Genomic DNA, 21,473 nt, shown 5'->3' on the forward strand with positions numbered 1-21,473 from the left:
GCAGGATCCCCGGGCCAGCCAGGAACCTGCCAGACCCGTTCCCGGATTTGACACGTCGGGTCGCCGTGCATAGACAGAATGCATGTCACCTGGAGAGAGAGCCGATGCGGATTGCAATGATCGGAACGGGTTACGTCGGTCTTGTGTCTGGCGCCTGCTTTTCCGACTTCGGTCATGAAGTGGTCTGCGTCGACAAGGATGCGGGCAAGATCGCGCGGCTGCATGCGGGAGAGGTGCCGATCTACGAACCCGGGCTAGATGCGCTGCTGGCCAAGAACGTCGCTGCGGGGCGGCTGTCATTCACGACCGATCTGGCGGCTGCAGTGGATGGGGCCGAGGCTGTCTTCATCGCGGTCGGCACGCCCACACGGCGCGGCGACGGCCATGCGGATCTCAGCTATGTGATGGCGGCGGCGGCGGAAATCGGCCGGGCTCTGACCGGTTATGCGGTGGTGGTGACCAAGTCCACCGTGCCGGTCGGCACCAACCGCAAGGTGGCCGAGGTGGTGCGCGAGGCCAACCCGAGAGCAGATTTCGACGTTGCCTCGAACCCGGAATTCCTGCGCGAGGGGGCCGCCATCGATGACTTCATGCGCCCCGACCGCGTGGTGATCGGTGTGGAGACAGAGAAGGCGCGCAAGGTCATGGCCGAACTTTACCGGCCGCTGTCGCTGCGGGATTTCCCGGTGGTCTATACCGACCTCGAAAGCGCCGAGATGATCAAGTATGCGGCCAATGCCTTCCTGGCCACCAAGATCACCTTCATCAACGAGATCGCCGCCCTGTGCGAGCGCGTGGGCGCCGATGTCAAGGCGGTTGCGCGCGGCATGGGAATGGACGGTCGCATCGGCGACAAGTTCCTGCACGCAGGGCCGGGCTACGGTGGCAGCTGTTTTCCGAAGGATACCAAGGCGTTGGCCCGCACGGGGCAGGACTTTGCCGTACCGTTGCAGATCGTCGAGACGGTGATCAAGGTCAATGACGAGGTGAAGCGGCGTATGATCGACAAGATCGTCGATCTTTGCGACGGAACCTTGCGCGACCGGACGATTGCCGTGCTTGGCGTGACCTTCAAGCCCAACACCGACGACATGCGCGATGCGCCGTCGCTGACCATCGTTCCGGCGCTGGTCGGGGCGGGGGCCAAGGTGCGCGTCTGCGACCCCCAAGGCCAGCACGAGGGAGAGGCGTTGCTGCCCGGTGTGAAGTGGGTCGACAATCCCTACCAGGCAGCAACCGGTGCCGATCTGGTGGTGCTGCTGACCGAATGGAACGAATTCCGCGGTCTCGATCTGGCAAGGCTTGCGCGCAAGATGACGATGCCGCGGATGGCGGATCTGCGCAATGTCTACGACCCGGCAGAAGTGCGCGCGGCAGGTTTTGCCGCCTATGTCGGCGTTGGCCGCTAGGTCAGGCCTTCACGCCGCCCCCGACGGCACCTGCAGCAGGCTGTCGCCTCTGGACTGGTAGTATTTGCGAAAAACCCTGTCGAATTGCCCGGATTGCGCCGGGATGGAACCATGCGCGTGAGCCATTGACCGGCAATCCCTTGTCCCGTGCGAACGGGTGTGCGCGGGGCCGGAGGCTGGGATGTATGCGTTTCAGGTGGCCGAGACTTTCACTGCAGCACCGCTGAATCTGGTCTCGGGGATCAGCGACATGGAACTGCTGGTGCGGGACGGCAGGGTTCTGCTGTGCTCTGCAACCCGCTCGGGCGGTGGGCTGATGGTGTTGGAGATCGGTCAGGCCATGACCCTGGTCGACCAGCGGCAGATCGCGCCTGGCAGTACCCTTCCGGCACCCGCCCGGCTGGAGCTGCTCATGGTCGGTGGAACCCCGCATCTTGTTGTCACCGGAACGAATTCGGGAGGAGTGCTGGCCCATGGCCTGACCGGCACAGGGGCGCTGGGCGCTCAATTGCAACTTCCGGGCAGCCTGGGCGGCGCGCTGTCCGCGCAGGCAGTGGTGCAGGTCGCAGGCAATACCTTCTTCTATGCCGCGCGCAGCGGCGAAAGCACGATCCACGCCTATTCCGTCGCGCCGGATGGCAGCATGACCCTGATCGGCAGCCGTGTGCTGGGGGGAACGCAGTCGGGCATCGACATTTCAGGCTTGACCGTGGTCACCGTGGGCGGGCAGATGCATCTGGTCAGCCTTTCGCTTCAGGCCGATGTCATCCGCACCTTTCCCCTGGGTGCAAACGGCGCCCTTGGACAAGCCAGGGTGCTGGGCGTGCCGCAGGGTCTGGGCATCGCCGATCCTGCGGCGGTCAGGGTGATCGAGATGGCCGGGGTCACCTATCTGGTCGTCGCCTCGACCGGAACTTCCTCGATCAGCGTCATCGAGATCGCACCCGGCGGCGAAATGCGGGTGGCCGATCATGTGATCGACACGCTGGACACCCGCTTTGCCGCCGTCCAGTCCATCGCGACCTTGACCGTCGATGGGCGCGTGTTCATTTTCGCCGGCGGCAGTGATGGTGGGATCACCGTGATGACCATGTTGCCCGATGGCCAGCTGGTCATGGTGGGCCAGCAGTTGCAGGTGCCCGGGCTTGCCTTGCAGAACATCACCGCGATGACGGCCCGGGTGGTGGACGGCAGGATCGACCTGTTCATCGCCGGCGAAGGGGCGGGCATCACCCGCCTGACACTTGATCCCGGCCTGCTCGCCCCGATCCAGTTGGCCGGGCCCGAGGCCGCCACGCTGACCGGTTCGGCAGCAGGTGACATGCTGCTCGGCGGCGACGGCGACGATCTGCTGTCCGGCGGTGCCGGGGCCGACATCCTGTCGGACGGAGGCGGATCCGATACGCTTTACGGCGGTGCCGGGGCCGACATTTTCGTTCTGGCGCGTGATGGCACACCGGACCTCATCGCCGATTTCCAGCCCGGAATGGACCGGATCGACCTGTCGGCCTGGGGGCGCATCCATTCGCTGGCCGCACTGACCATCACCCCGACCGCGACGGGCGCTCTGGTCATCCATGGCGACGAGGTGCTGGAAATCCGCTCGGCCAACGGTCAGCCGATCCCGCCAGGCCAGTTCCGGCTGACGGATTTCGTCGGCCTCTGGCACGCACCGTCCTCTGCTCCGCCCAAGGGAGTGATCACCGGCACCGTTCAAAGCGACCTGCTGTCCGGCACCGATGGCGACGACCGGTTCATCGTCACCCCGGGGGCCGACACGATCTACGGCGGCGCCGGACTGGACATGATCGATCTGTCGCAGGCGAGCGAAGGGCAGGTGGTCAACCTTCAGGCCCCCGGCCAGAACAGGGGCCTTGCCGCCGGGCAGATCTATCACGGCATCGAAGGCCTTATCGGCTCGCGCTACGGCGACACGTTGACGGGAAATGCAGCCGACAATCTGCTGGACGGGGCCGAGGGGGATGACCGGTTGTCCGGTGGGGCCGGGAACGACACGCTCCGGGGCGGGGCCGGGAACGACACGCTTTATGGCGGCCCTGGCGCGGACCTGCTGGACGGAGGCGCTGGACGTGATCGCATCAGCTACCGTGACTCCGGCAGCGGACTGGTCGCCGACATGGCAGCGCCCGAGGCCAACACGGGCGATGCCACGGGTGACCGCTATGTCGGGATGGAGGATCTTGAAGGCTCGCGCCACGGCGATACGCTGCGGGGCGATGCCCAGGCCAACGGGATCTGGGGGAATGACGGCAACGACCTGATTGTCGGGCGTGCGGGCAACGACACCCTTTTCGGCGGCAATGGTGACGACACGCTTATGGGTGGTGCGGGGGCCGACCGGCTGGATGGCGGCAGCGGTTTCGACACGGCAAGTTATGCCGACAGTGCAGCGGGCATGCGCTTTGATCTGAAGGACGCAGGCCAGGCCACCGGAAATGCGCAGGGTGATGTCTTCATTTCCATCGAGGCGTTCGAGTTCACCAACCTTGCTGACACGATCTTCGGCAGTGACGAGAGTGACTTCCTCCTTGGCCTTGACGGCGATGACCGAATCGAGGGCCGGTCCGGTTCGGACCATCTGATCGGGGGTGGCGGGAACGACGTGCTTTACGGCGGCGAGGGGGACGACGTTCTTTTCGGCGGGGCCGGGGCGGATCGGCTGGACGGTGGCGCGGGGTCCGACATCGCCTCGTGGGGGGATGCGGGTTCTGGTGTTCTGGTCGACATGGCGACGCCCTCGGCGAACACGGGCGAGGCGAAGGGCGACGTATTGGTGGGGATCGAGGGGCTTGAGGGTTCGTCCCATGCCGACACGCTGCGGGGCGATGGGGCGGCGAACCGGCTTTACGGCGGTGCGGGGGCCGACCTTCTGGACGGCCGTGCCGGCAACGACACGCTTTTCGGCGGCAACGGCGACGACACGCTGATCGGGGGGGCCGGGTCTGACGTGCTGGACGGCGGCGCGGGGTCGGACTGGGCAAGCTGGGCCGGCACGACCGCAGCCCTGCGGGTCGATCTGGAGGATGCGTCACGGAACACGGGGGCAGCTGCGGCGAAGGTGCTGATCTCGGTCGAGAACGTGATCGGGGGCACGGGGGCGGACACGCTTCTGGGCGACGGCGGCGCGAACGGGCTGATCGGGGGCGCGGGCAATGACCGGCTCGAGGGGCGGGGAGGCGATGACACGCTGTACGGCGGGGCGGGCAACGACTGGCTGGACGGCGGCGCCGGGGACGACCGGCTGGAGGGCGGGGATGGCGCCGACACGCTGTATGGCGGGGCGGGGTCGGACGTGCTGGACGGCGGCGCGGGCAACGATGTGCTTTACGGCGGGGCGGACGCGGACGGCCTGTATGGCGGGGCGGGCAACGATCTGCTTCACGCGGGCGATGGTGCCGACCGCCTTTTTGGCGGCGACGGCAACGACACGCTGTTGGCCGGGGCAGGCGCCCAATGGCTGGAGGGTGGGGCGGGCATCGACCTGGCCAGCTATGCCGGCGCGAATTCGGGTGCAGAGATCGACCTTGGCGATCCGAGGCGCAATGCGGGGGCGGCGGCGGGCCATGTGCTGGTCGGGATCGAGGCGGTGACCGGGACACGGTTCGCCGACCGGATCGCCGGGAACGCGGGGGCGAACACGCTGCGCGGCGAGGGCGGTTCGGACCATCTGATCGGGGGTGGCGGGAACGACGTGCTTTACGGCGGCGAGGGGGACGACGTTCTTTTCGGCGGGGCCGGGGCGGATCGGCTGGACGGTGGCGCGGGGTCCGACATCGCCTCGTGGGGGGATGCGGGTTCTGGTGTTCTGGTCGACATGGCGACGCCCTCGGCGAACACGGGCGAGGCGAAGGGCGACGTATTGGTGGGGATCGAGGGGCTTGAGGGTTCGTCCCATGCCGACACGCTGCGGGGCGATGGGGCGGCGAACCGGCTTTACGGCGGTGCGGGGGCCGACCTTCTGGACGGCCGTGCCGGCAACGACACGCTTTTCGGCGGCAACGGCGACGACACGCTGATCGGGGGGGATGGCCATGACCTGCTTTACGGCGATGGCGGTGGTGATCGGCTGTACGGAGGCAACGGGAACGATCTTCTGGACAGCGCTGCCGGCGCCGACAGCCTTTTCGGCGGGGTCGGGAATGATACGCTGGTCGGCGGTGACGGCGACGACGTTCTGAACGGCGACGCGGGCAATGACTGGCTTTTCGGCGGCAGTGGCAACGACACGCTGACCGGGGGTGCGGGAGTGGATCATTTCGTATTCTCCGGCGGCCAGGACGTGATCATGGATTTCACCGACGGGCAGGACAGGATCGTGCTGGATGCTGGCTTGTGGGATGGAGATCCCCCTGCGATCGACGCGATCATCGCCGGAGCAATGGTGACATCGAACGGCCTGGTCTTTGACTTGGGCCATGGGTCCGCTCTGGACATCCGGGGAGTTTTCGACGCATCACTCCTGACGGATGACATCCTGTTCCTGTAACCGCGAAGGCCGGGGCAATGACCGAAAAGGTGCTGGTTACGGGCGGTGCGGGCTATATCGGGGCCCATGCCTGCAAGGCGCTGGCGCGCGCCGGTTTCACGCCCGTTGCGTTCGACAATCTGTCCACCGGCTGGGCCGAGGCTGTAAGATGGGGGCCGCTGGTCTGCGGCGACGTGATGGAGCGTGCGGCGATCGACGCGGCGCTGGCCGAGCATCGCCCGGTCGCGGTAATGCATTTTGCAGCCCTTTCGCTTGTGGGCGAGTCGATGCAGGATCCGGCACGCTACTGGCGTGTGAATGTGGGCGGCGCGCTGAACCTGCTGGAGGCCTGTGCGGTCGCTGGCGTGCGCCACTTCGTCTTTTCATCGACCTGCGCGACCTATGGCGATCAGGACGGCGTGCTTCTGACCGAAGAGACGCCGCAAATGCCGATCAATGCCTATGGCGGGTCGAAGTTGGCGATCGAGGGGATGCTGCGCGATTTCGGTCGGGCCTTCGGGATCCGGCATGTGATCTTCCGCTATTTCAACGTGGCGGGCGCGGATCCCGAAGGCGAGATCGGCGAACAGCACCGGCCGGAGACCCACCTGATTCCGCTGATGCTTGAGGCGGTGGCGGGAAAGCGGCCGGCACTGACACTGCACGGCACGGACTATCCGACGCCCGATGGCACCTGCGTGCGCGACTATGTGCACGTGACCGACCTTGCCGAAGCGCATGTGCTGGGTCTGCGGTATCTTCTGGCCGGGCGGGGTGACGCTGTCTTCTGCCTTGGAACGGGGCGCGGCTTTTCCGTGCGCGAGGTGATCGAGGCCAGCCGTGCGGTCACCAACCGCGAAGTGCCGCTGCTGATCGGCGAGCGGCGGCCGGGGGATGCGGCGTCGCTGGTGTCGTCCTCGACCCGCGCGGTGGCCGAACTGGGATGGAATGCACGGCATTCGACACTGCACCAGATGATTGGCGACGCCTGGGCCTGGGCCCAAAAGCCGGGGTTTGCCGAGTAGGCGCGGAAAAACGCGGCGGTTCCCGATGCCCGGCTGTCAGAGATCCCAGTCCGGTCTCAGCGGGGCAGCCGTCCGGTCGGCGGCAAGCCCCAGCCATCCCCCCCGGATCGGCACCTTGCGTTCCGCGCCCCAGTCGCCGGTGACGGTCAGCAGGTCGCCGTCCAGCATCACCCCCGCCACCGACTGACCCGATGGCCAGCGGATCGCGCCCAGGATGTGCCGCACCTCGACCGTGCCCTGCGGGTCCAGCGTCACCAGCGCGGGCTGGCCGGCGGCGGTCAGCGGATCGGGATCTTCCCGCGACGACAGGCCAAGCACATGCAGGACAGCGCCTTCCTCTACCCCGAGGCAGCCGCGGTGCCGCCCATTCCACGGCGCATAATCCCGCCCGCCGTTCGAATGCCACAGCATGGTCAGGGGGAGGGCGCGGGGGTTCCGCAGCGACAGAACCAGATCACCTTCGGCCGGGCGAACCACGGCAGTCCAACCCAGGCGCGAGGCCGGGTCTTCCACCCCGGCCACGAAATCCTCATGCGCTTCGCCCCACGGGTATCGGTGCAGGTTCACCGTTCCGCCGTCTGCGGCGGGAAACTCGGCCGCATCTTCGGCCCGGCGCGGGTAGACCAGTTTCGAGCGGCCGCCGGTCGTCTCCAGCGGTTCGGCCAGCGTCTCCCACCAGCGCTTGCGCGAGAAGCTTAGCCTGGCACCGTTCGGGACCGCGATCATCGCATGGTTTGATACCGGAAGGCTGCCGTTCCCACCGATGAACAGGTGGCGCTGGTAAACGAAGGGGTGGTCGTCGCTGACCGACAGTTCCTTGACCACTGTCGCACCCAGGACGGCGCCCTCCAGCACCGCGCGCAGGGTGCCGGACCCAGCCGGCACCACAAGCCAGTCGCCATTGGCAGGCAGCCCGTGCAGCCCGTCCGGCCCCGGTCCCATCGGCGCGGCCAGGAAATCCCCCGCCAGCCACGACTGGTGCGGGGGCGCACCGGCTGGCACCTCCCAAGGCGCCCAGGGGGCATGATGCAGGGGTGCGATCGTTGTGCTTTCGTCCTCGACGGCGAGATGCCGCAGCACGCCGCCCCGGGCGACGAAACCCACCTGAATGCCTCTGGCCTGAAGCGCGTGGATCATGGGCAACCCTCCGTTGCCGGACAGGCTAGCGCGCCGACGGGCCAAAGGGAACTGGCATGTCAGTTTTCCCCGCGCTAGTCTGCCCGCAAAACGGCAGGAGGACAGGATGGGACGACTGGAGGGCAAGACAGTCTTCGTGACGGCGGCCGGGGCAGGCATCGGGAGAGCCTCGGCTCTGGCCATGGCACGGGAGGGGGCACGCGTCATCGCAACCGATGTGAACGATGCGGCACTGGCCGACCTCGGGTCTTGCGAGACGCGGGTGCTGAACGTGCGCGACCCCGTTGCCATCACCGCGACCTTTGCCGAGGTCGGCATCCCGGACGTTCTGTTCAACTGCGCGGGATTTGTGGCAAACGGCACGATCCTGGACTGCGATGAAGAGACCTGGGCCTTCAGCCTGGATCTGAACCTGACCTCCATGTTCCGCATGTGCAAGGCGGTCCTGCCGGGCATGCTGGAACGCGGCCATGGCAACATCATCAACATGGCTTCGGTCGTCGGTTCGATCATCGCGGCGCCGAACCGGGCGGTCTATGGCGTGACCAAGGCCGGGGTGATCGGGCTGACCAAGGCCATCGCAGCCGATTTCGTCGCCAGAGGCATCCGCTGCAACGCGATCTGCCCCGGAACGGTCGATACGCCCTCGCTGCGGGAACGAATGCGGGCCTCGGGCGATTATGAGGCAGCTCGGGCGGCCTTCCTTGCGCGCCAGCCGGCAGGGCGGCTGGCCACGGCCGAGGAAATCGCGGCGCTGGTCGTCTATCTGGCATCGGATGAATCGTCGTTCACGACAGGCGTCGCGCATGTGATCGACGGCGGCTGGTCGAACGTCTGACCAACGGGGTTGCCCCAGCCGCAGGCGCGCGGCTATAGGGGGGACAAGGCGCCCGTGTCCTTCCCCCTTCTGACGGTCGTCCCTGGGCTTTGCCAGCTGACGACCGAAGGGTGCGCGAAGGGGTGCGCCGATGTCCGACCTGCTGATCCGAAACGCCGATGCCGTAGTGACGATGAATGCCCGCCGCGAGGAGCTTGCCGGCGCAGATGTCTATTTGCGCGACGGGGTGATCCTTGCGGTGGGCCACGGGTTGGCCCGGGCCGAGGCCGAGGTGATCGAAGCGCGGGGCTGCGTGGTGACGCCGGGGCTGGTGAACACCCATCACCACCTTTACCAGACACTGACCCGCGCGGTTCCGGGCGGGCAGGATGCGCTCCTGTTCGGTTGGCTGAAGACGCTTTACCCGATCTGGGCGCGCTTCGGACCGGAAGAGATGTTCGTCTCGGCACAGGTCGGGCTGGCCGAACTGGCGCTGTCGGGCTGCACGCTGAGCTCGGACCATCTGTATCTCTATCCCAACGGCGCGCGGCTGGACGATACCATCGCGGCAGCTGGCGAGGTGGGGCTGCGCTTTCAACCGACGCGGGGGGCGATGTCGATCGGGGAAAGCGCAGGGGGCCTGCCGCCAGATGCGCTGGTCGAGGATGAGGCTGCGATCCTTGACGACATGATCCGCGTTGTCGACGCATTCCACGATCAGCGCGCGGGCGCCATGATCCGGGTCGGCCTTGCACCCTGTTCACCCTTCTCGGTCAGCCGTGAGCTGATGCGCGACGCGGCCTTGCTGGCGCGGGACAAGGGCGTGATGCTGCACACCCATCTGGCCGAGAACGACGAGGACATCGCCTATTCTCTGGACCGCTTCGGTTGCCGCCCCGGCCAGTATGCCGAGGATCTGGGCTGGACCGGGCCGGATGTCTGGCACGCGCATTGCGTCAAGCTGGTTGGTTCGGAAATTGAACTTTTCAGCCGCAGCCGCACGGGTGTTGCCCACTGTCCATGTTCGAATTGTCGACTAGGTTCCGGCATTGCCCCGGTCCGCGCCCTGCGGGATGCGGGGGTCGGGGTGGGGCTGGCTGTCGATGGATCGGCCTCGAACGACGCTGGCAACCTGATCGCCGAGGCGCGGATGGCGATGCTTCTGCAACGCGTCGCGCTGGGCGCCGATGCGATGAGCGCGCGCGAGGCGCTTGAAATTGCGACACTGGGCGGCGCGCGGGTGCTGGGGCGGGACGACCTGGGACGGATCGAGCCGGGCAAACGCGCGGACCTTGCCATCTGGGATGTTTCGGGGATGGAGACGGCCGGGGCATGGGATCCGGTGGCTGCCCTGGTGCTATGCGGGCCGACAAGGGTGCGCCACCTGATCGTCGAAGGGCGACAGGTGGTGCGCGACGGCCAGATCGTCACGCTGGATCTGCCGCGCCTCGTGGAACGTCAGCGCGCACTGGCGCGGCGGCTGGTCGCCTAGCATCGGGTTTCCCGGCCGTTTCCTTTCGTGGCGGCCAGAAGGACGCCCGCGCTCTGGCAGAGGCGGCCCATCCATCCGATCGTCCTGGGATTCGCCGCCAAGGATGCCAAGGGCCGCCTGGTCACCCGGATCCGGCACCTGCCGGCCGTTTCGCCGTGCTCAGCACCCTAAGCGTCCGAAGCTTCGCGCCCCTTGGCGAAGAGCCGATCATCCGTGGCTGCGAAACGGCTTTGCGGGACATGACGGAAGGCAGGCACGGCGTCTGGCGAAAGCTCAAGCCGGGCATCTTCCGGGCGCTGAACGCCCGCAGCCGGACCTGGGCGCCGCGTTGCACCGGGGCTTCTGTACGGGCATCGATTAGGATAGAACCGGCCTTGCAGGAGGCCGCCCATGCCGCACGACTATGCCGCTCAGCGGCGCGAAACGTTTCAGACCTTCCGCCAGTCGAAGGGGATCAGCCTGCCCAAGACGGCGGTCGTCGAATACGCCTTCTTCATCGAGGAGCTTGATGCCAGCTGGGCCGCGCTGGAACGCGCCCTTCGCCTGGCCGGGTTCCGCACAAGGCGGCTCAAGGACGGGGAAACCCTGATCGCCGCAATCGGCCCGATTCCGGTGACGCCCGAGGCGATCTGGGAATACGAGCGGATCGCAACCGAGATCGCGCTGAAGCACGACTTCTATCCCGACGGTTGGGAACTGGCCGAATAGCCGCACTTGGCGATCAGCCAAGGGCCAGCCCCGCCGCAATGGCCCACATCGTCACGCCGACGCCGACCTCCAGCCCGACCCAGGCCGAGGGGCGGGCAAAGACAGGCGCCAGCAGCCTTGCGCCGAACCCAAGCGCGGCAAAGAAACTCAGGCTTGCGCAGGCGGCCGCCACCCCGAAAATCGCCTGGTTAGGGGCATGTTGGGCCGAGATGGAGCCGATCAGCACCACCGTATCCAGATAGACATGCGGATTGGCCCAGGTCAGCAGCAGGCTGGTGGCCAGCACACTGGCCAGCGGCGCGGCGCCCGCATCGCTGGGCTGCAGCGCCTGGCCACCCTTCGCGGCCGCGCGGAATCGCAGGGCGCCGTAGCTCAGCAAGAACGCCACGCCCAGCCAGCGCATCGCCTCGCTGAACCAGGGCAACCGTGCCGATAGCGTGCCGAACCCTGCCACCCCGGCTGCAATCAGCAGGGCATCCGAAATCGCGCAGACTGCAACCACCGGCGCCACATGTTCCCGGCGCAGACCCTGCCGCAGCACGAAGGCATTCTGCGCCCCGATCGCCAGGATCAGGCTCAGAGCCAACAGATAGCCGTTCAGCGCTGCTTCAAGCATGTGACAGCGTCTCCAGCGCCGCCATTGCGTCGGTGCGCTGCTCCCACGGGACGAACAGATGGTCGTGATGCACCCCGGCGATCACGTTGCAGCTGATGCCGACCCTGGCCAGGGCATTCGCAAAAGCCGCCGTCAGCCCCACGGCCGCAAGGTCGCTGACGACAGTCAGGCTGATCCGTGCCCAGGGGGCCGACCCAAGCCCTGCCGCCTGCATTGCCGCTAGGGGCGCAACGACCGTCAAACCTTCGTCTTCTGCCACTGTGGCAAAGGGCTGGAAGGGCAGTGCGGTGGCCGCCACCGCAAAGCCATATGGATCTGGGTGCAGCACCGGCTGCATGCTTCGCAAAAGCACCGCAAGATCGCGTCCGGCCATGGTTCCCTTCCGTTTTCCTTGACCTACGGCGGGATGATGCAACAATCTAGTTAATATTCCTGAGTCAAGATTAGCCAGGCTAATGATAGACCCCGCCCAGCTTGCTGCCTTGGCCGCAGTCCACCGCCGGGGCTCATTCGAGCTTGCGGCGGCTGACCTGCATATTACCCCCTCGGCCGTTTCGCAGCGGATCAAGGCACTGGAGGAACGGGCAGGTACTCTGCTGATCCGCCGCGGCCAGCCCTGCACCGCAACGCCGCCTGGCCTGCGACTGATCCGCCACCATGACGAGATCGCCCTTCTGGAGACGACGCTTGCGCAAGATCTGCCCGGCCTTGCCGCAGGCCCCGCCACTCTGCGCATTGCGGTGAACGCCGACAGTCTGGCAACCTGGGTGATCCCGGCGCTGGCCGCGACCGAGGGGCTTTTGTTCGATCTGGTGATCGACGATCAGGATGTCAGCCAGGATTGGCTGCGGCGCGGCTAGGTGGTCGCAGCCATTACCGCCCATGCGGGGCCATTGCAGGGCTGCGACACGGTCCCGCTGGGCTGCCTGCGCTACCGCGCCACCGCCACGCCCGCGTTTGCTGCACGCTGGTTTGCCGAGGGCGTCACGGTGCAGACCCTGTCGCGCGCGCCCGGCCTGACCTTCTCTGACAAGGACCGCCTGCAGGAACGCTGGGTCTCGCTGGTGACCGGGGCCCGCCACCCGGCCTTTCCCAGCCATCGCATCGCCTCGTCCCAGGCCTTTGTCGAGGCCTGCCTTGCCGGACTCGCCTGGGGCATGAACCCGGAGGTGCTTGTAGCCCCGCATCTTGCCGCGGGTGCACTGGTGGAACTGGTGCCCGGCACGCCGCTTGACGTGGCGCTGCACTGGCAGTTCACCCGCCTTGCCGCCCCGGCGCTGCGCCCGGTGACCCAGGCGATCCGTGCCGCCGCAGGGGAAAGCCTCGTGCAATAGGAAACGGGGGCGGCTTTCGCCACCCCCGTCATCCGACCCCGAAGGGACATAAGGCTTACGCCAAGGCCAGGTTCACAGCCGATTCCCGACCGTTGCGATCCCGCTCGATGTCATAGGTCACGGCCTGCCCATCGGGCAGCGAGCGAATGCCCGCACGCTCCAGCGCGGTGACGTGGACGAATACGTCCTTCGACCCATGCGCGGGGGCGATGAAGCCGAAACCCTTGGTGGCGTTGAACCATTTCACGGTGCCATTGGCCATCGTGATCTCTCCTGTCATGTTGCCACCCGCGAAATGCGGTGGCCCGGCCCAAGTGTCGTGTCGATCGAAGCTGAAGGCCGAAGCAGACAGAAAACGAAAGAAGGAAACCCTGCCTCATGCAGATGCGCCTTCCGGCCGCAGAATGCAAGGGGTGCGCGAAAAGATCGCTGGCCGATGGCGGCCCTATCGCTGGACGGTCAGAAGCCAGGCCACGAGATCGGCAATCGGCTGGCTGGTCATCAGGGGCTGTCCGGTATGGGTTTTCATCGTCACATCCTGGCCCTCGAAGAAGTCGCCATAGATCGGCATGTCGCTGCCATGTGACACCAGAGGGTCGCGCCCGTCGATCCGGGCGGCAACCCGTTCCAGCGGAAAGACGCCGCCATGGCGGGCGACCAGCGTGGTCAGGTCGGCTGGCTGGATCAGCAGGACAGGCGCCATGGGCCCGTTGCCGGTAGCCGCCGTTCCATGGCAGACCGCACAATGCTTCTGGAACAGCACCTTGCCATCGCCGGCGTTGCCGACCGTCACCTCGCCTTCGGCCCAGGCCGCTGTGGCCTGCCCCATCAGAAGCGCCATCACCATGCCCCGGATCATCGCATCCTCCGCGTTCAAGCTGGCAAAAGGCTGCTTCCCGGCCATGTTCCTGTCCTTGATGCAGGTCATGTCAAAAAGACAAGGGGCCCCGTCGCCGGAGGCCCCTGTCCGCAGAAGAGCCCGCGAAAGAGAAAGGATTCAGAGCTTCGCGGCCACGTCGTCGGGCACGTCGAAGTTGTGCGTGACGGTCTGCACGTCGTCGTCTTCTTCCAGCAGGTCGATCAGCTTCATCAGCTTCTGCGCGGTTTCCAGATCGACCTCGGTCCGGGTTTGCGGCCGCCAGATCAGCTTCGACTCGGTGGATTCCCCTAGCGTCTTTTCCAGCGCATCCGAAACGGCCGACAGGTTCTCGACCTGGCAGTAGATCCAGTGGCCATCCTCGTCGGTCACCACGTCATCCGCCCCGGCCTCGATCGCGGCCATCATCACGTCATCGGCCGACCCGGCCGACAGCGGATAGGAAATCTCGCCCAGCCGGTCGAAGCCATGGCTGACGCTGCCGGTCTGACCCAGGTTGCCGCCCGCCTTGGTGAAATAGCTGCGGACGTTCGAGGCCGTGCGGTTCAGGTTGTCGGTCATCGCCTCGACGATGATGGCAATCCCGCCGGCGCCATAGCCTTCGTAGCGGATCTCGGTATAGTCCGCCGCATCTCCGGCTTGCGACTTCTTGATCGCCCGATCGATCACATCCTTCGGCATCGAGGCCGCCCGCGCCGCCTTGACCGCCAGACGGAGGCGCGGGTTCTTGTCGGGGTCGGGGTCGCCCATCTTGGCAGCGACGGTGATTTCCTTCGCCAGCTTCGAGAACATCTTCGAGCGGATCGCATCCTGCTTGCCCTTGCGGTGCTGGATGTTCGCCCATTTCGAATGGCCTGCCATGGCCCTTACTCCGGTCCCATTTCGAGTGATGCGCCCCTCTACACCCGCCAGGCCGATCAGGGCAACCCCAGGCACCCCGAAACGCCCCGTGATGGCTGCGTCTTGCGTCGTCGCATCCCTGCGAACGGAAGGCGCAGACGCACGACGAGCGCCCCCTAGTCCCTCGGCGGCGGCGAGACGAAGACATGATCCCGCCCCATGGCATCGGTGATGACCACCTCTGCCATCGGCGGCACGGCGCCTTCGGCCCCCAGCGCCCCGGTCAGGCCTGTCCAGAGCTGGCGCAGCACATTCGGGTTCTCGACCACGCGGACACTGTAGCCGTAACCCGGCCCGCAGTCGTCCATCCGGCCCACGCCGCCGGCCTCGGCCCAGCGCGCCCGGCAGACCGTGCCATCCGACAAGGTCAGCGTCAGCGCCTCGGCTGACAGCCGTGCCGCCTGCGGCTGCGGTGTTCCGGGCGCGACGCAGGCCGCCATGAGGACCGGCAGCGCGAGGATCAGCTGTCTCATCGGAATCTCCTCAGAACGGGAAGAATACGGGTATCAACAGTGACATCGCCAGCATCATCACGATGTTCAGCGGCACGCCGATGCGCAGGAAGTCGCTGAAGCGATAGCCCCCCGGTCCATAGACCAGCGTGTTCGTCTGATAGCCGATCGGTGTCGCGAACGAGGCCGAGGCCCCGAACATCACCGCCACCACCAGGGGCCGCGGGTCAACCCCCAGTTCCACTGCCAGCCCGATGGCGATCGGCGTCAGGATTACCGCCACCGCATTGTTCGTCACGATCTCGGTCAGGAACGAGGTCAGAGCGTAGATCCCCAGAATGACCAGGATCGGCGGGATGCCGTGCAGGTGCGGCGCGGCCCAGTCCACGATCATCTTCACTGCACCCGACGCCTCTAGCCCCGCGCCAACGCCCAGCATTCCGAAGATCAGAGCCAGAAGCCGGCCTTCCACGGCGCCAAAGGCTTCGTCGGCATCGATACAGCGGGTAACCAGCACGATCCCGACCCCAACGAACGCCAGCCAGAGGATCGGCGCCACGTCCAGTGCCGCCAGCCCGATCACCGCAGCCATGACTGCGATCACGATCGGTGCCTTGGCCCGGCGAAAGGGCCTTTCCGACGGAGAGGAGATGTCCACCAGTTCCATGTCGGCCGCCAGCTTCTGGATGTCGCCAGGCGCACCTTCCAGCAGCAGCGTGTCGCCCACCTGCACCACCAGGTCGTCAAGCTGCCGGCCGATGTTCTGGTTCCGGCGATGCACCGCCAGCGGATAGACGCCATAGCGGCGGCGCAGGCGCATGGATCCCAGAGATCGGCCGACCATGTGGCATCCTGGGGTGATCAGCACCTCGACCGTCGCGGTCTGCACCGATGACAGCTTGTCCACCAGCCGCAGTTCCCTTGATTCCTGCAGGGCCAGCACCTCGCTCATTGGTGTGCGCAGCACCACGCGGTCACCCGCCTGCAAAACCACATCCGCCAGTTCGCGGCGCAGCGACAGGTCGCCCCGCAGCACATCGACCACCCGCATCCGGTCAGCCTTGAACAGGGCGACCTCGTTGATCCTCTGGCCGATGATCGGGCTGTCTTCGGGCACCGCGACCTCGGTGAAGAATTTCATCGGCGCCCGGTCGCCCAGCAGCGCCGCCATGCTGTCGCGGTCGGGCAGCAGGCGCCGGGTGAACAGCAGCAGATAGGCAACGCCCACCATCGAAGCGGCGATCCCCAGAGGCGTGATCGAGAAGATGCCGAACCCGTCCAGCCCCTGCGCCCGTGCCACGCCATCGACGACGATGTTGGTCGAGGTGCCGATCAGCGTGATCGTCCCGCCCAGGATCGCCAGGTAGCTCAGCGGAATCATCAGTTTGGAGGGCGACAGTTGCATGGCCTGCGCCAACCGCATGAAGACCGGGATCATCACGACCACGATTGGTGTGTTGTTCAGGAAGGCGCTCATTGCCAGCACGCCCAGTGCGATCGCCGCCAGCGCACGCACCGGTCGCCTTTCCACATGACGCAGCGCAAACTGTGTCGCCGTTTCCAGTGTGCCGGTGCGCACCAGCGCGCCCGCCAGGATGAACATCGCTGCGATCGTCCAGGGTGCGGCGTTCGACAGGGCGCGTGTCGCCTGATCCTGCGGCAGGATCCCCAGGACCAGCATCACCATTGCCCCGCCGATGGCGGTGACCTCGACCGGATAGGTCTCCAGCACGAAAAGAACGAGCATTCCGCCCAGGATCGCCAGCGCGACCCAGGGCATGATCTCGGGCGGCAGGACGACGCCGAACATCAGACGCCTCCGCGCTGCCGGGCGGGGGGATGCTGCACCGCCCGTTCGGCAGGATGAACAGTGCCCATCCCCGTTGCCCGCGGCCCTGACAGCATGGGCCGCCTGCGGAATGGGGCGCCTCTCTCCCCCCGCGTGGGGGAGGGAGGGGGTGGGGGGGGCACGGCCGCGGATCCGTTCATGGCACGGCCTCCTGCAACCGCCCGCCCACGCGCACCATCCGCACCCGTTTCGCCAGACCTGTCCGGTCGTCGGTTTCCACGAAGACCCCCGACAGGGTGGCCTCGCCCCCGGCCGGCTCGAAACGTGCCTTGGGCATTCCGGTGATGAACCGGCGCAGGGGCTCCAGCTTCTCCATCCCGATCACGCTGTCATAATCGCCGCACATGCCTGCATCGGTCTGGTAGGCGGTGCCCTTCGGCAGGATCATCGCATCCCCCGTCGGCACATGTGTATGCGTGCCCACCACGAGGCTGGCCATGCCGTCGCACCAGTGGCCTGTCGCCATCTTTTCCGACGTTGCCTCGGCATGAATGTCCACAACCGACGCCTGCACCACACTGCCCAGGGTATGCGCCTTCAGGACAGACTCCAGCGCGCTGAACGGATCGTCGAACGGCCGTTTCATGAACACCTGGCCCAGCGCCTGCGTCACCAGAACCTTGCGGCCCTGCGTCGCCGCGAACACCCGGTGACCCTTGCCTGGCGCAACCTTCGAGAAGTTCAGTGGACGGATGATCCGAGGTTCCTGTTCGATGAAGCTCAGCATGTCCTTCTGGTCGAAGGCGTGGTCGCCCAGGGTCACGCAATCGGCACCTGATGCCAGAAGTGCCCTGGCATGTTCGCCCGTGATCCCGGCACCTTGGCTGGCGTTCTCGCCATTGACCACGACGAAGTCCAGACCCCAGGCCTCGCGCAGGCCGGGAAGGCGCTCGATGATGGCCGTCCGCCCCGAACGGCCCATCACATCCCCAAGAAAGAGCAATCTCATGGTCACGGGCTTAGGCGGCGCTTCGGGCTCGGGCAAGGGGATTGGCAAGAATGCCGGCAGATTCTTCGGCACAGAACCCGTTCTGCCGCTCAACCAGCGGGCAGAAGCCGCCGCCCGCCCACCCACACTTCGGCCACAGCGCGGTCGTCGCCCATCATGATCGTCGGGAAAAGCTGCTGCCACAGGTCGCCTGCCCGGCGGGTGGCCTGTTCGATTGCGGGGGTAGAGGCAAGATCGATCACGACGAGATCCGCCTCCATCCCCGGGGCGATGTTGCCGATCCGGTTTTCGGCATGCAGGGCGCGCGCCGAGCCTTGCGTCGCCAGCCACCACAGCTGGGCGGGGTGCAGCGACTGGCCACGCAGTTGCGCGACCTCGTAGGCGGCGGCCATGGTGCGCAGCATCGAGAAGCTGGAGCCACCGCCGGTATCGGTTGCAAGCCCCACGCGAAGCGACTGCGCAAGCCCCATGTCGAACAGGCCCGAACCGATGAAGGTGTTCGAGGTCGGGCAGTGAACAAGGCTTGCGCCGGCCTCGATCAGCCGGGCGCGCTCGCGGTCGGTAAGGTGGATCGCATGGCCGTAGACCGCGCCTTCGCGCAGAAGGCCGTGCGCCTCGTAGGTCTCCAGATAATCGCGCGATTGCGGGAAAAGGGTCTTCACCCAGGCGATCTCGTCTGTCTGTTCGCTGAGGTGGGTCTGCATCAGGCATTCGGGATGTTCGCGCCACAGCGCGCCCAGCGCGGCCAGCTGTTCCGGCGTAGAGGTCGGCGAAAAGCGCGGCGTGATGACATAAGACAGCCGGTCCAGCCCATGCCATTTCCCCAGAAGCCGCTTCGAGTCGTCGTAGGCCGACTGCGCGGTGTCGCGCAGGCCTTCGGGGGCATTGCGGTCCATGCAGGTCTTGCCGGCAAAGGCCCGCATCCCGCGCGCCCGGGCGGCCGTGAAGAAGGCATCGACGCTTTCGGGATGGATGGTGCAGTAGCTGCACACCGTGGTCGTGCCGCGCGCCAGCACCAGGTCAAGGTAGCGCCCTGCGACATCGGCGGCATAGGCAGGGTCGGAAAAGCGCATCTCCTCGGGGAAGGTGTAGGTGTTCAGCCAGTCGATCAGCCGTTTGCCCCAGGAGGCGATGATTGCGGTCTGCGGGTAATGCACATGGGCGTCGATGAAGCCGGCGGAAATGAGCTTTGTCCCATGATCATGGACCCGAGCCTGCGGGAAACGCGCGCGCAGATCGGCGGCCTGCCCTACGGCGGTGATGCGGTCACCCTCGATCGCGACCGCGCCGCCGCTTATCGGCCGGGCCGCAGACAGTCCGTCGCGGAACGGGTCGCCATCAAAGCGAATGACCTGGCCGATCAGCAGATCCATGGATGTTATCCCCTTGTCACGCCGCAAGACTAAGGGCATTCCGGTCCGGGGTAAATTTGCCTGCTGCCCCTGTTTCGGTGAAACTGTTTTCTCCGGGCACGCGGCAATCGGATGGGGGGCGCATGGCGGAACATCTGGCCGAGACCGAGGAAGAGATGCTGAGCCAGGACCGGATCGACGCGGTTCTGGAGGCGGTCGAGGCCGGCAACCGCGAGGCGGTCGATGCGCTGCTGGAGCCGCTGCACGCCGCCGATATCGCCGACCTTCTGGAACAGATCGGTCCGGCCGACCGCCGGGCGCTTCTGGCGCTGTGGTCGCACGAGATCGACGGCGAGATCCTTTCGGAAATTTCCGAGGCGATCCGGGAAGAGGTTGTCGAGGCCCTGCCACGCGAAGTGCTGGTCGAGGCGGTCCGCGATCTGGAGACCGACGATGTCGTGGATATCCTGGAAGACCTGGACGAGCCGCAGCAGGAAGTGATCCTCGACGCGCTGGAGGATGCCGACCGCGTGGCGGTCGAACAGGCGATGTCCTACCCGGAATATTCCGCCGGCCGCCTGATGCAGCGCGAGGTGGTGGTGGCGCCCGAACACTGGACCGTGGGCGAGACCATCGACTATCTGCGCAAGGCCGAGAACCTGCCGGACCAGTTCTATCACGTGATCCTGGTCGATCCGCGGATGAAGCCGGTGGGATACGCCACGCTGGGGCGCATCCTGTCCTCGGGCCGCGAGGCGAAGCTGGCGGACATCACCGAGGACAGTTTCCGCACCGTCGAGGCCACCGACCCTGAATCGGATGTGGCCTATATCTTCAACCAGTATCACCTGATTTCCTGCCCGGTGGTGGATGCGGCCGGGCGGCTGGTGGGCGTGATCACCATCGACGACGCGATGAACGTGCTGGACGAAGAGCACGAGGAAGACATGCTGCGCCTGGCTGGCGTGGGCGACGAGGCTTCGGTCAGCGACGGGCCGGTCGAGACGGTGAAGCAACGCCTGCCCTGGCTGGTGGTGAACCTTGCCACTGCCTCGCTTTCGGCGGTGGTCATCAGCCAGTTCGAGGCAACGATTGCCGCGATCGTGGCGCTGGCCGCGCTGATGCCGATCGTCGCCTCGACCGGCGGGATCGCGGGGACGCAGTCGCTTGCGGTTGCCGTGCGTGCGCTGGCCACGCGCGACCTGACACAGGCCAATGCGGCGCGCGTCGTGCGGCGGGAGCTGCTGGCGGGCCTTCTGAACGGGCTGGGCCTTGCGCTCATACTGGGCGCGGCCGGATCCTTGATCTTCGGCGACTGGCATCTGGGGCTGGTGCTGGCCATGGCGATGATCGTGAACCAGATGGTCGCGGCACTGGGCGGAGTGCTGGTGCCGCTGACCTTGAACCGGATGGGGCTTGACCCTGCCCTGGCCAGCGGCACCTTCGTCACCACTCTTACCGACGTGATGGGGTTCTTTGCCTTCCTCGGGCTTGCAACGGTGATGCTGCTATGAACGATATCAAGACATTGGCGCGCCAGGCGGCCTTTGCCCGCCGGGCAGAGGCACACGCGGCGGGGCAGGGGCAGGCAGCCGAGATCCTGGCCGACTACCTGTCGCCCCATGCCGGAAAGGTGCTTTCAGGCTACATGCCGATGCGGACAGAGATCGACCCCCTGCCGGCGATGGCCGCGCATCAGGGCCCTGTGGGTGTGCCGGTGATCATCGGCAAGGGCCAGCCGCTGCGGTTCCGCGAATGGTCGCCCGGCGCGAAGATGGTCGAGGGCGCCTTCAAGGCCCTGATCCCGGAAGATGGTGCCTGGTTGGAGCCGCAGGTGCTGATCGTGCCGCTTCTGGCCTATGACGCACGGGGATACCGGCTGGGCTATGGCGGCGGCTTCTACGACCGGACGCTGGAAGGCCTGCGCGCCCGCCACCCGGTGCTGGCGGTGGGCTTCGCCTATTCGGCGCAAGAGGTACATGAGGTGCCGACCGAGCCGACCGACCAGCCTCTGGATGCGATCGTCACGGAACGGGGCGTGACCGAATTTTCCCGTCGATGACGTTGTCC

18 protein-coding genes and 1 pseudogene are annotated in these 21,473 nt (G+C 66.5%); 9 read left to right on the forward strand and 10 right to left on the reverse strand.

From position 1 onward, the window contains the following. Positions 1-104 precede the first annotated feature (104 nt). The 3 genes from EYB42_RS05510 to galE all read left to right on the forward strand — a co-directional run bounded on the left by EYB42_RS05510 (position 105) and on the right by galE (position 6,920). A complete protein-coding gene (locus EYB42_RS05510; protein ID WP_135448867.1) occupies positions 105-1,409 on the forward strand; it encodes a UDP-glucose dehydrogenase family protein in 1,305 nt (434 codons plus the stop codon). Positions 1,410-1,590: 181 nt separating this feature from the next. Next, positions 1,591-5,916 carry a calcium-binding protein gene (locus EYB42_RS05515; protein WP_135448868.1) on the forward strand — a complete coding sequence of 1,442 codons (4,326 nt, stop codon included), beginning with the start codon at positions 1,591-1,593 and terminating at the stop codon, positions 5,914-5,916. A 17-nt stretch (positions 5,917-5,933) separates the two neighbouring features. Further along, on the forward strand, positions 5,934-6,920 hold the full coding sequence (gene galE, locus EYB42_RS05520; RefSeq protein ID WP_135448869.1) for a UDP-glucose 4-epimerase GalE: 987 nt from the start codon (positions 5,934-5,936) through the stop codon (positions 6,918-6,920). Positions 6,921-6,956: 36 nt separating this feature from the next. Here galE and EYB42_RS05525 read toward each other — a convergent pair whose 3' ends face one another. Further along, the gene (locus tag EYB42_RS05525) at positions 6,957-8,057 is read right to left on the reverse strand and encodes a hypothetical protein (protein ID WP_135448870.1); all 1,101 of its coding nucleotides are present in this window, start codon (positions 8,055-8,057) and stop codon (positions 6,957-6,959) included. 106 nt (positions 8,058-8,163) lie between these two features. Here EYB42_RS05525 and EYB42_RS05530 point away from each other — a divergent pair, with 106 nt between their 5' ends. The 3 genes from EYB42_RS05530 to EYB42_RS05540 all read left to right on the forward strand — a co-directional run bounded on the left by EYB42_RS05530 (position 8,164) and on the right by EYB42_RS05540 (position 11,074). After that, complete coding sequence (locus EYB42_RS05530) at positions 8,164-8,895, forward strand: SDR family oxidoreductase (RefSeq protein WP_135448871.1); 732 nt, start codon at positions 8,164-8,166, stop codon at positions 8,893-8,895. A gap of 130 nt (positions 8,896-9,025) precedes the next feature. Further along, positions 9,026-10,366, forward strand: a complete 1,341-nt coding sequence (locus EYB42_RS05535) for an 8-oxoguanine deaminase (protein WP_135448872.1) — start codon at positions 9,026-9,028, stop codon at positions 10,364-10,366. Positions 10,367-10,756: 390 nt separating this feature from the next. Then, a complete protein-coding gene (locus EYB42_RS05540; protein ID WP_135448873.1) occupies positions 10,757-11,074 on the forward strand; it encodes a ribonuclease E inhibitor RraB in 318 nt (105 codons plus the stop codon). Between the two features lie 13 nt (positions 11,075-11,087). On the opposite strand, the gene EYB42_RS05545 is transcribed toward EYB42_RS05540, so the two are convergent. Then, positions 11,088-11,690 carry a LysE/ArgO family amino acid transporter gene (locus EYB42_RS05545; RefSeq protein WP_135448874.1) on the reverse strand — a complete coding sequence of 201 codons (603 nt, stop codon included), beginning with the start codon at positions 11,688-11,690 and terminating at the stop codon, positions 11,088-11,090. Then, a complete protein-coding gene (locus tag EYB42_RS05550) occupies positions 11,683-12,063 on the reverse strand; it encodes an ACT domain-containing protein (RefSeq protein ID WP_135448875.1) in 381 nt (126 codons plus the stop codon). Before EYB42_RS05550 ends, EYB42_RS05545 begins: the two co-directional genes overlap by 8 nt. Positions 12,064-12,145: 82 nt before the next feature. On the opposite strand from EYB42_RS05550, the pseudogene EYB42_RS05555 reads away from it, so the two are divergent. Further along, positions 12,146-13,024 (forward strand): annotated as a pseudogene (locus tag EYB42_RS05555) (LysR family transcriptional regulator ArgP). A 55-nt stretch (positions 13,025-13,079) separates the two neighbouring features. On the opposite strand, the gene EYB42_RS05560 reads toward EYB42_RS05555, so the two are convergent. The 7 genes from EYB42_RS05560 to guaD form a co-directional block, all read right to left on the reverse strand. After that, the gene (locus tag EYB42_RS05560; RefSeq protein ID WP_135448984.1) at positions 13,080-13,286 is read right to left on the reverse strand and encodes a cold-shock protein; all 207 of its coding nucleotides are present in this window, start codon (positions 13,284-13,286) and stop codon (positions 13,080-13,082) included. Positions 13,287-13,469: 183 nt separating this feature from the next. Next, a complete protein-coding gene (locus EYB42_RS05565; protein ID WP_240783989.1) occupies positions 13,470-13,928 on the reverse strand; it encodes a c-type cytochrome in 459 nt (152 codons plus the stop codon). 93 nt (positions 13,929-14,021) lie between these two features. Continuing rightward, a complete protein-coding gene (locus EYB42_RS05570) occupies positions 14,022-14,762 on the reverse strand; it encodes a YebC/PmpR family DNA-binding transcriptional regulator (protein ID WP_135448876.1) in 741 nt (246 codons plus the stop codon). A 155-nt stretch (positions 14,763-14,917) separates the two neighbouring features. After that, positions 14,918-15,274, reverse strand: a complete 357-nt coding sequence (locus EYB42_RS05575; RefSeq protein WP_135448877.1) for a hypothetical protein — start codon at positions 15,272-15,274, stop codon at positions 14,918-14,920. Positions 15,275-15,284: 10 nt separating this feature from the next. Further along, positions 15,285-17,063: an SLC13 family permease gene (locus tag EYB42_RS05580; protein WP_135448878.1), complete on the reverse strand. Its 1,779-nt coding sequence runs from the start codon at positions 17,061-17,063 to the stop codon at positions 15,285-15,287. Between the two features lie 175 nt (positions 17,064-17,238). Continuing rightward, a complete protein-coding gene (locus EYB42_RS05585) occupies positions 17,239-18,051 on the reverse strand; it encodes a TIGR00282 family metallophosphoesterase (protein ID WP_135448879.1) in 813 nt (270 codons plus the stop codon). Positions 18,052-18,140: 89 nt separating this feature from the next. Next, entirely contained in the window at positions 18,141-19,424 is a 1,284-nt protein-coding gene (gene guaD, locus EYB42_RS05590) for a guanine deaminase (RefSeq protein ID WP_135448880.1), read from the reverse strand. Between the two features lie 122 nt (positions 19,425-19,546). Here guaD and mgtE point away from each other — a divergent pair, with 122 nt between their 5' ends. Both mgtE and EYB42_RS05600 read left to right on the forward strand, forming a co-directional pair. Next, on the forward strand, positions 19,547-20,917 hold the full coding sequence (mgtE, locus tag EYB42_RS05595) for a magnesium transporter (protein WP_135448881.1): 1,371 nt from the start codon (positions 19,547-19,549) through the stop codon (positions 20,915-20,917). Further along, positions 20,914-21,465, forward strand: coding sequence for a 5-formyltetrahydrofolate cyclo-ligase (locus tag EYB42_RS05600; protein WP_135448882.1), 552 nt, complete (start codon positions 20,914-20,916; stop codon positions 21,463-21,465). Before mgtE ends, EYB42_RS05600 begins: the two co-directional genes overlap by 4 nt. Positions 21,466-21,473: the final 8 nt, after the last annotated feature.

The organism is Tabrizicola caldifontis (assembly GCF_004762095.1).
In the GTDB taxonomy this organism is placed as follows: domain Bacteria; phylum Pseudomonadota; class Alphaproteobacteria; order Rhodobacterales; family Rhodobacteraceae; genus Tabrizicola; species Tabrizicola caldifontis.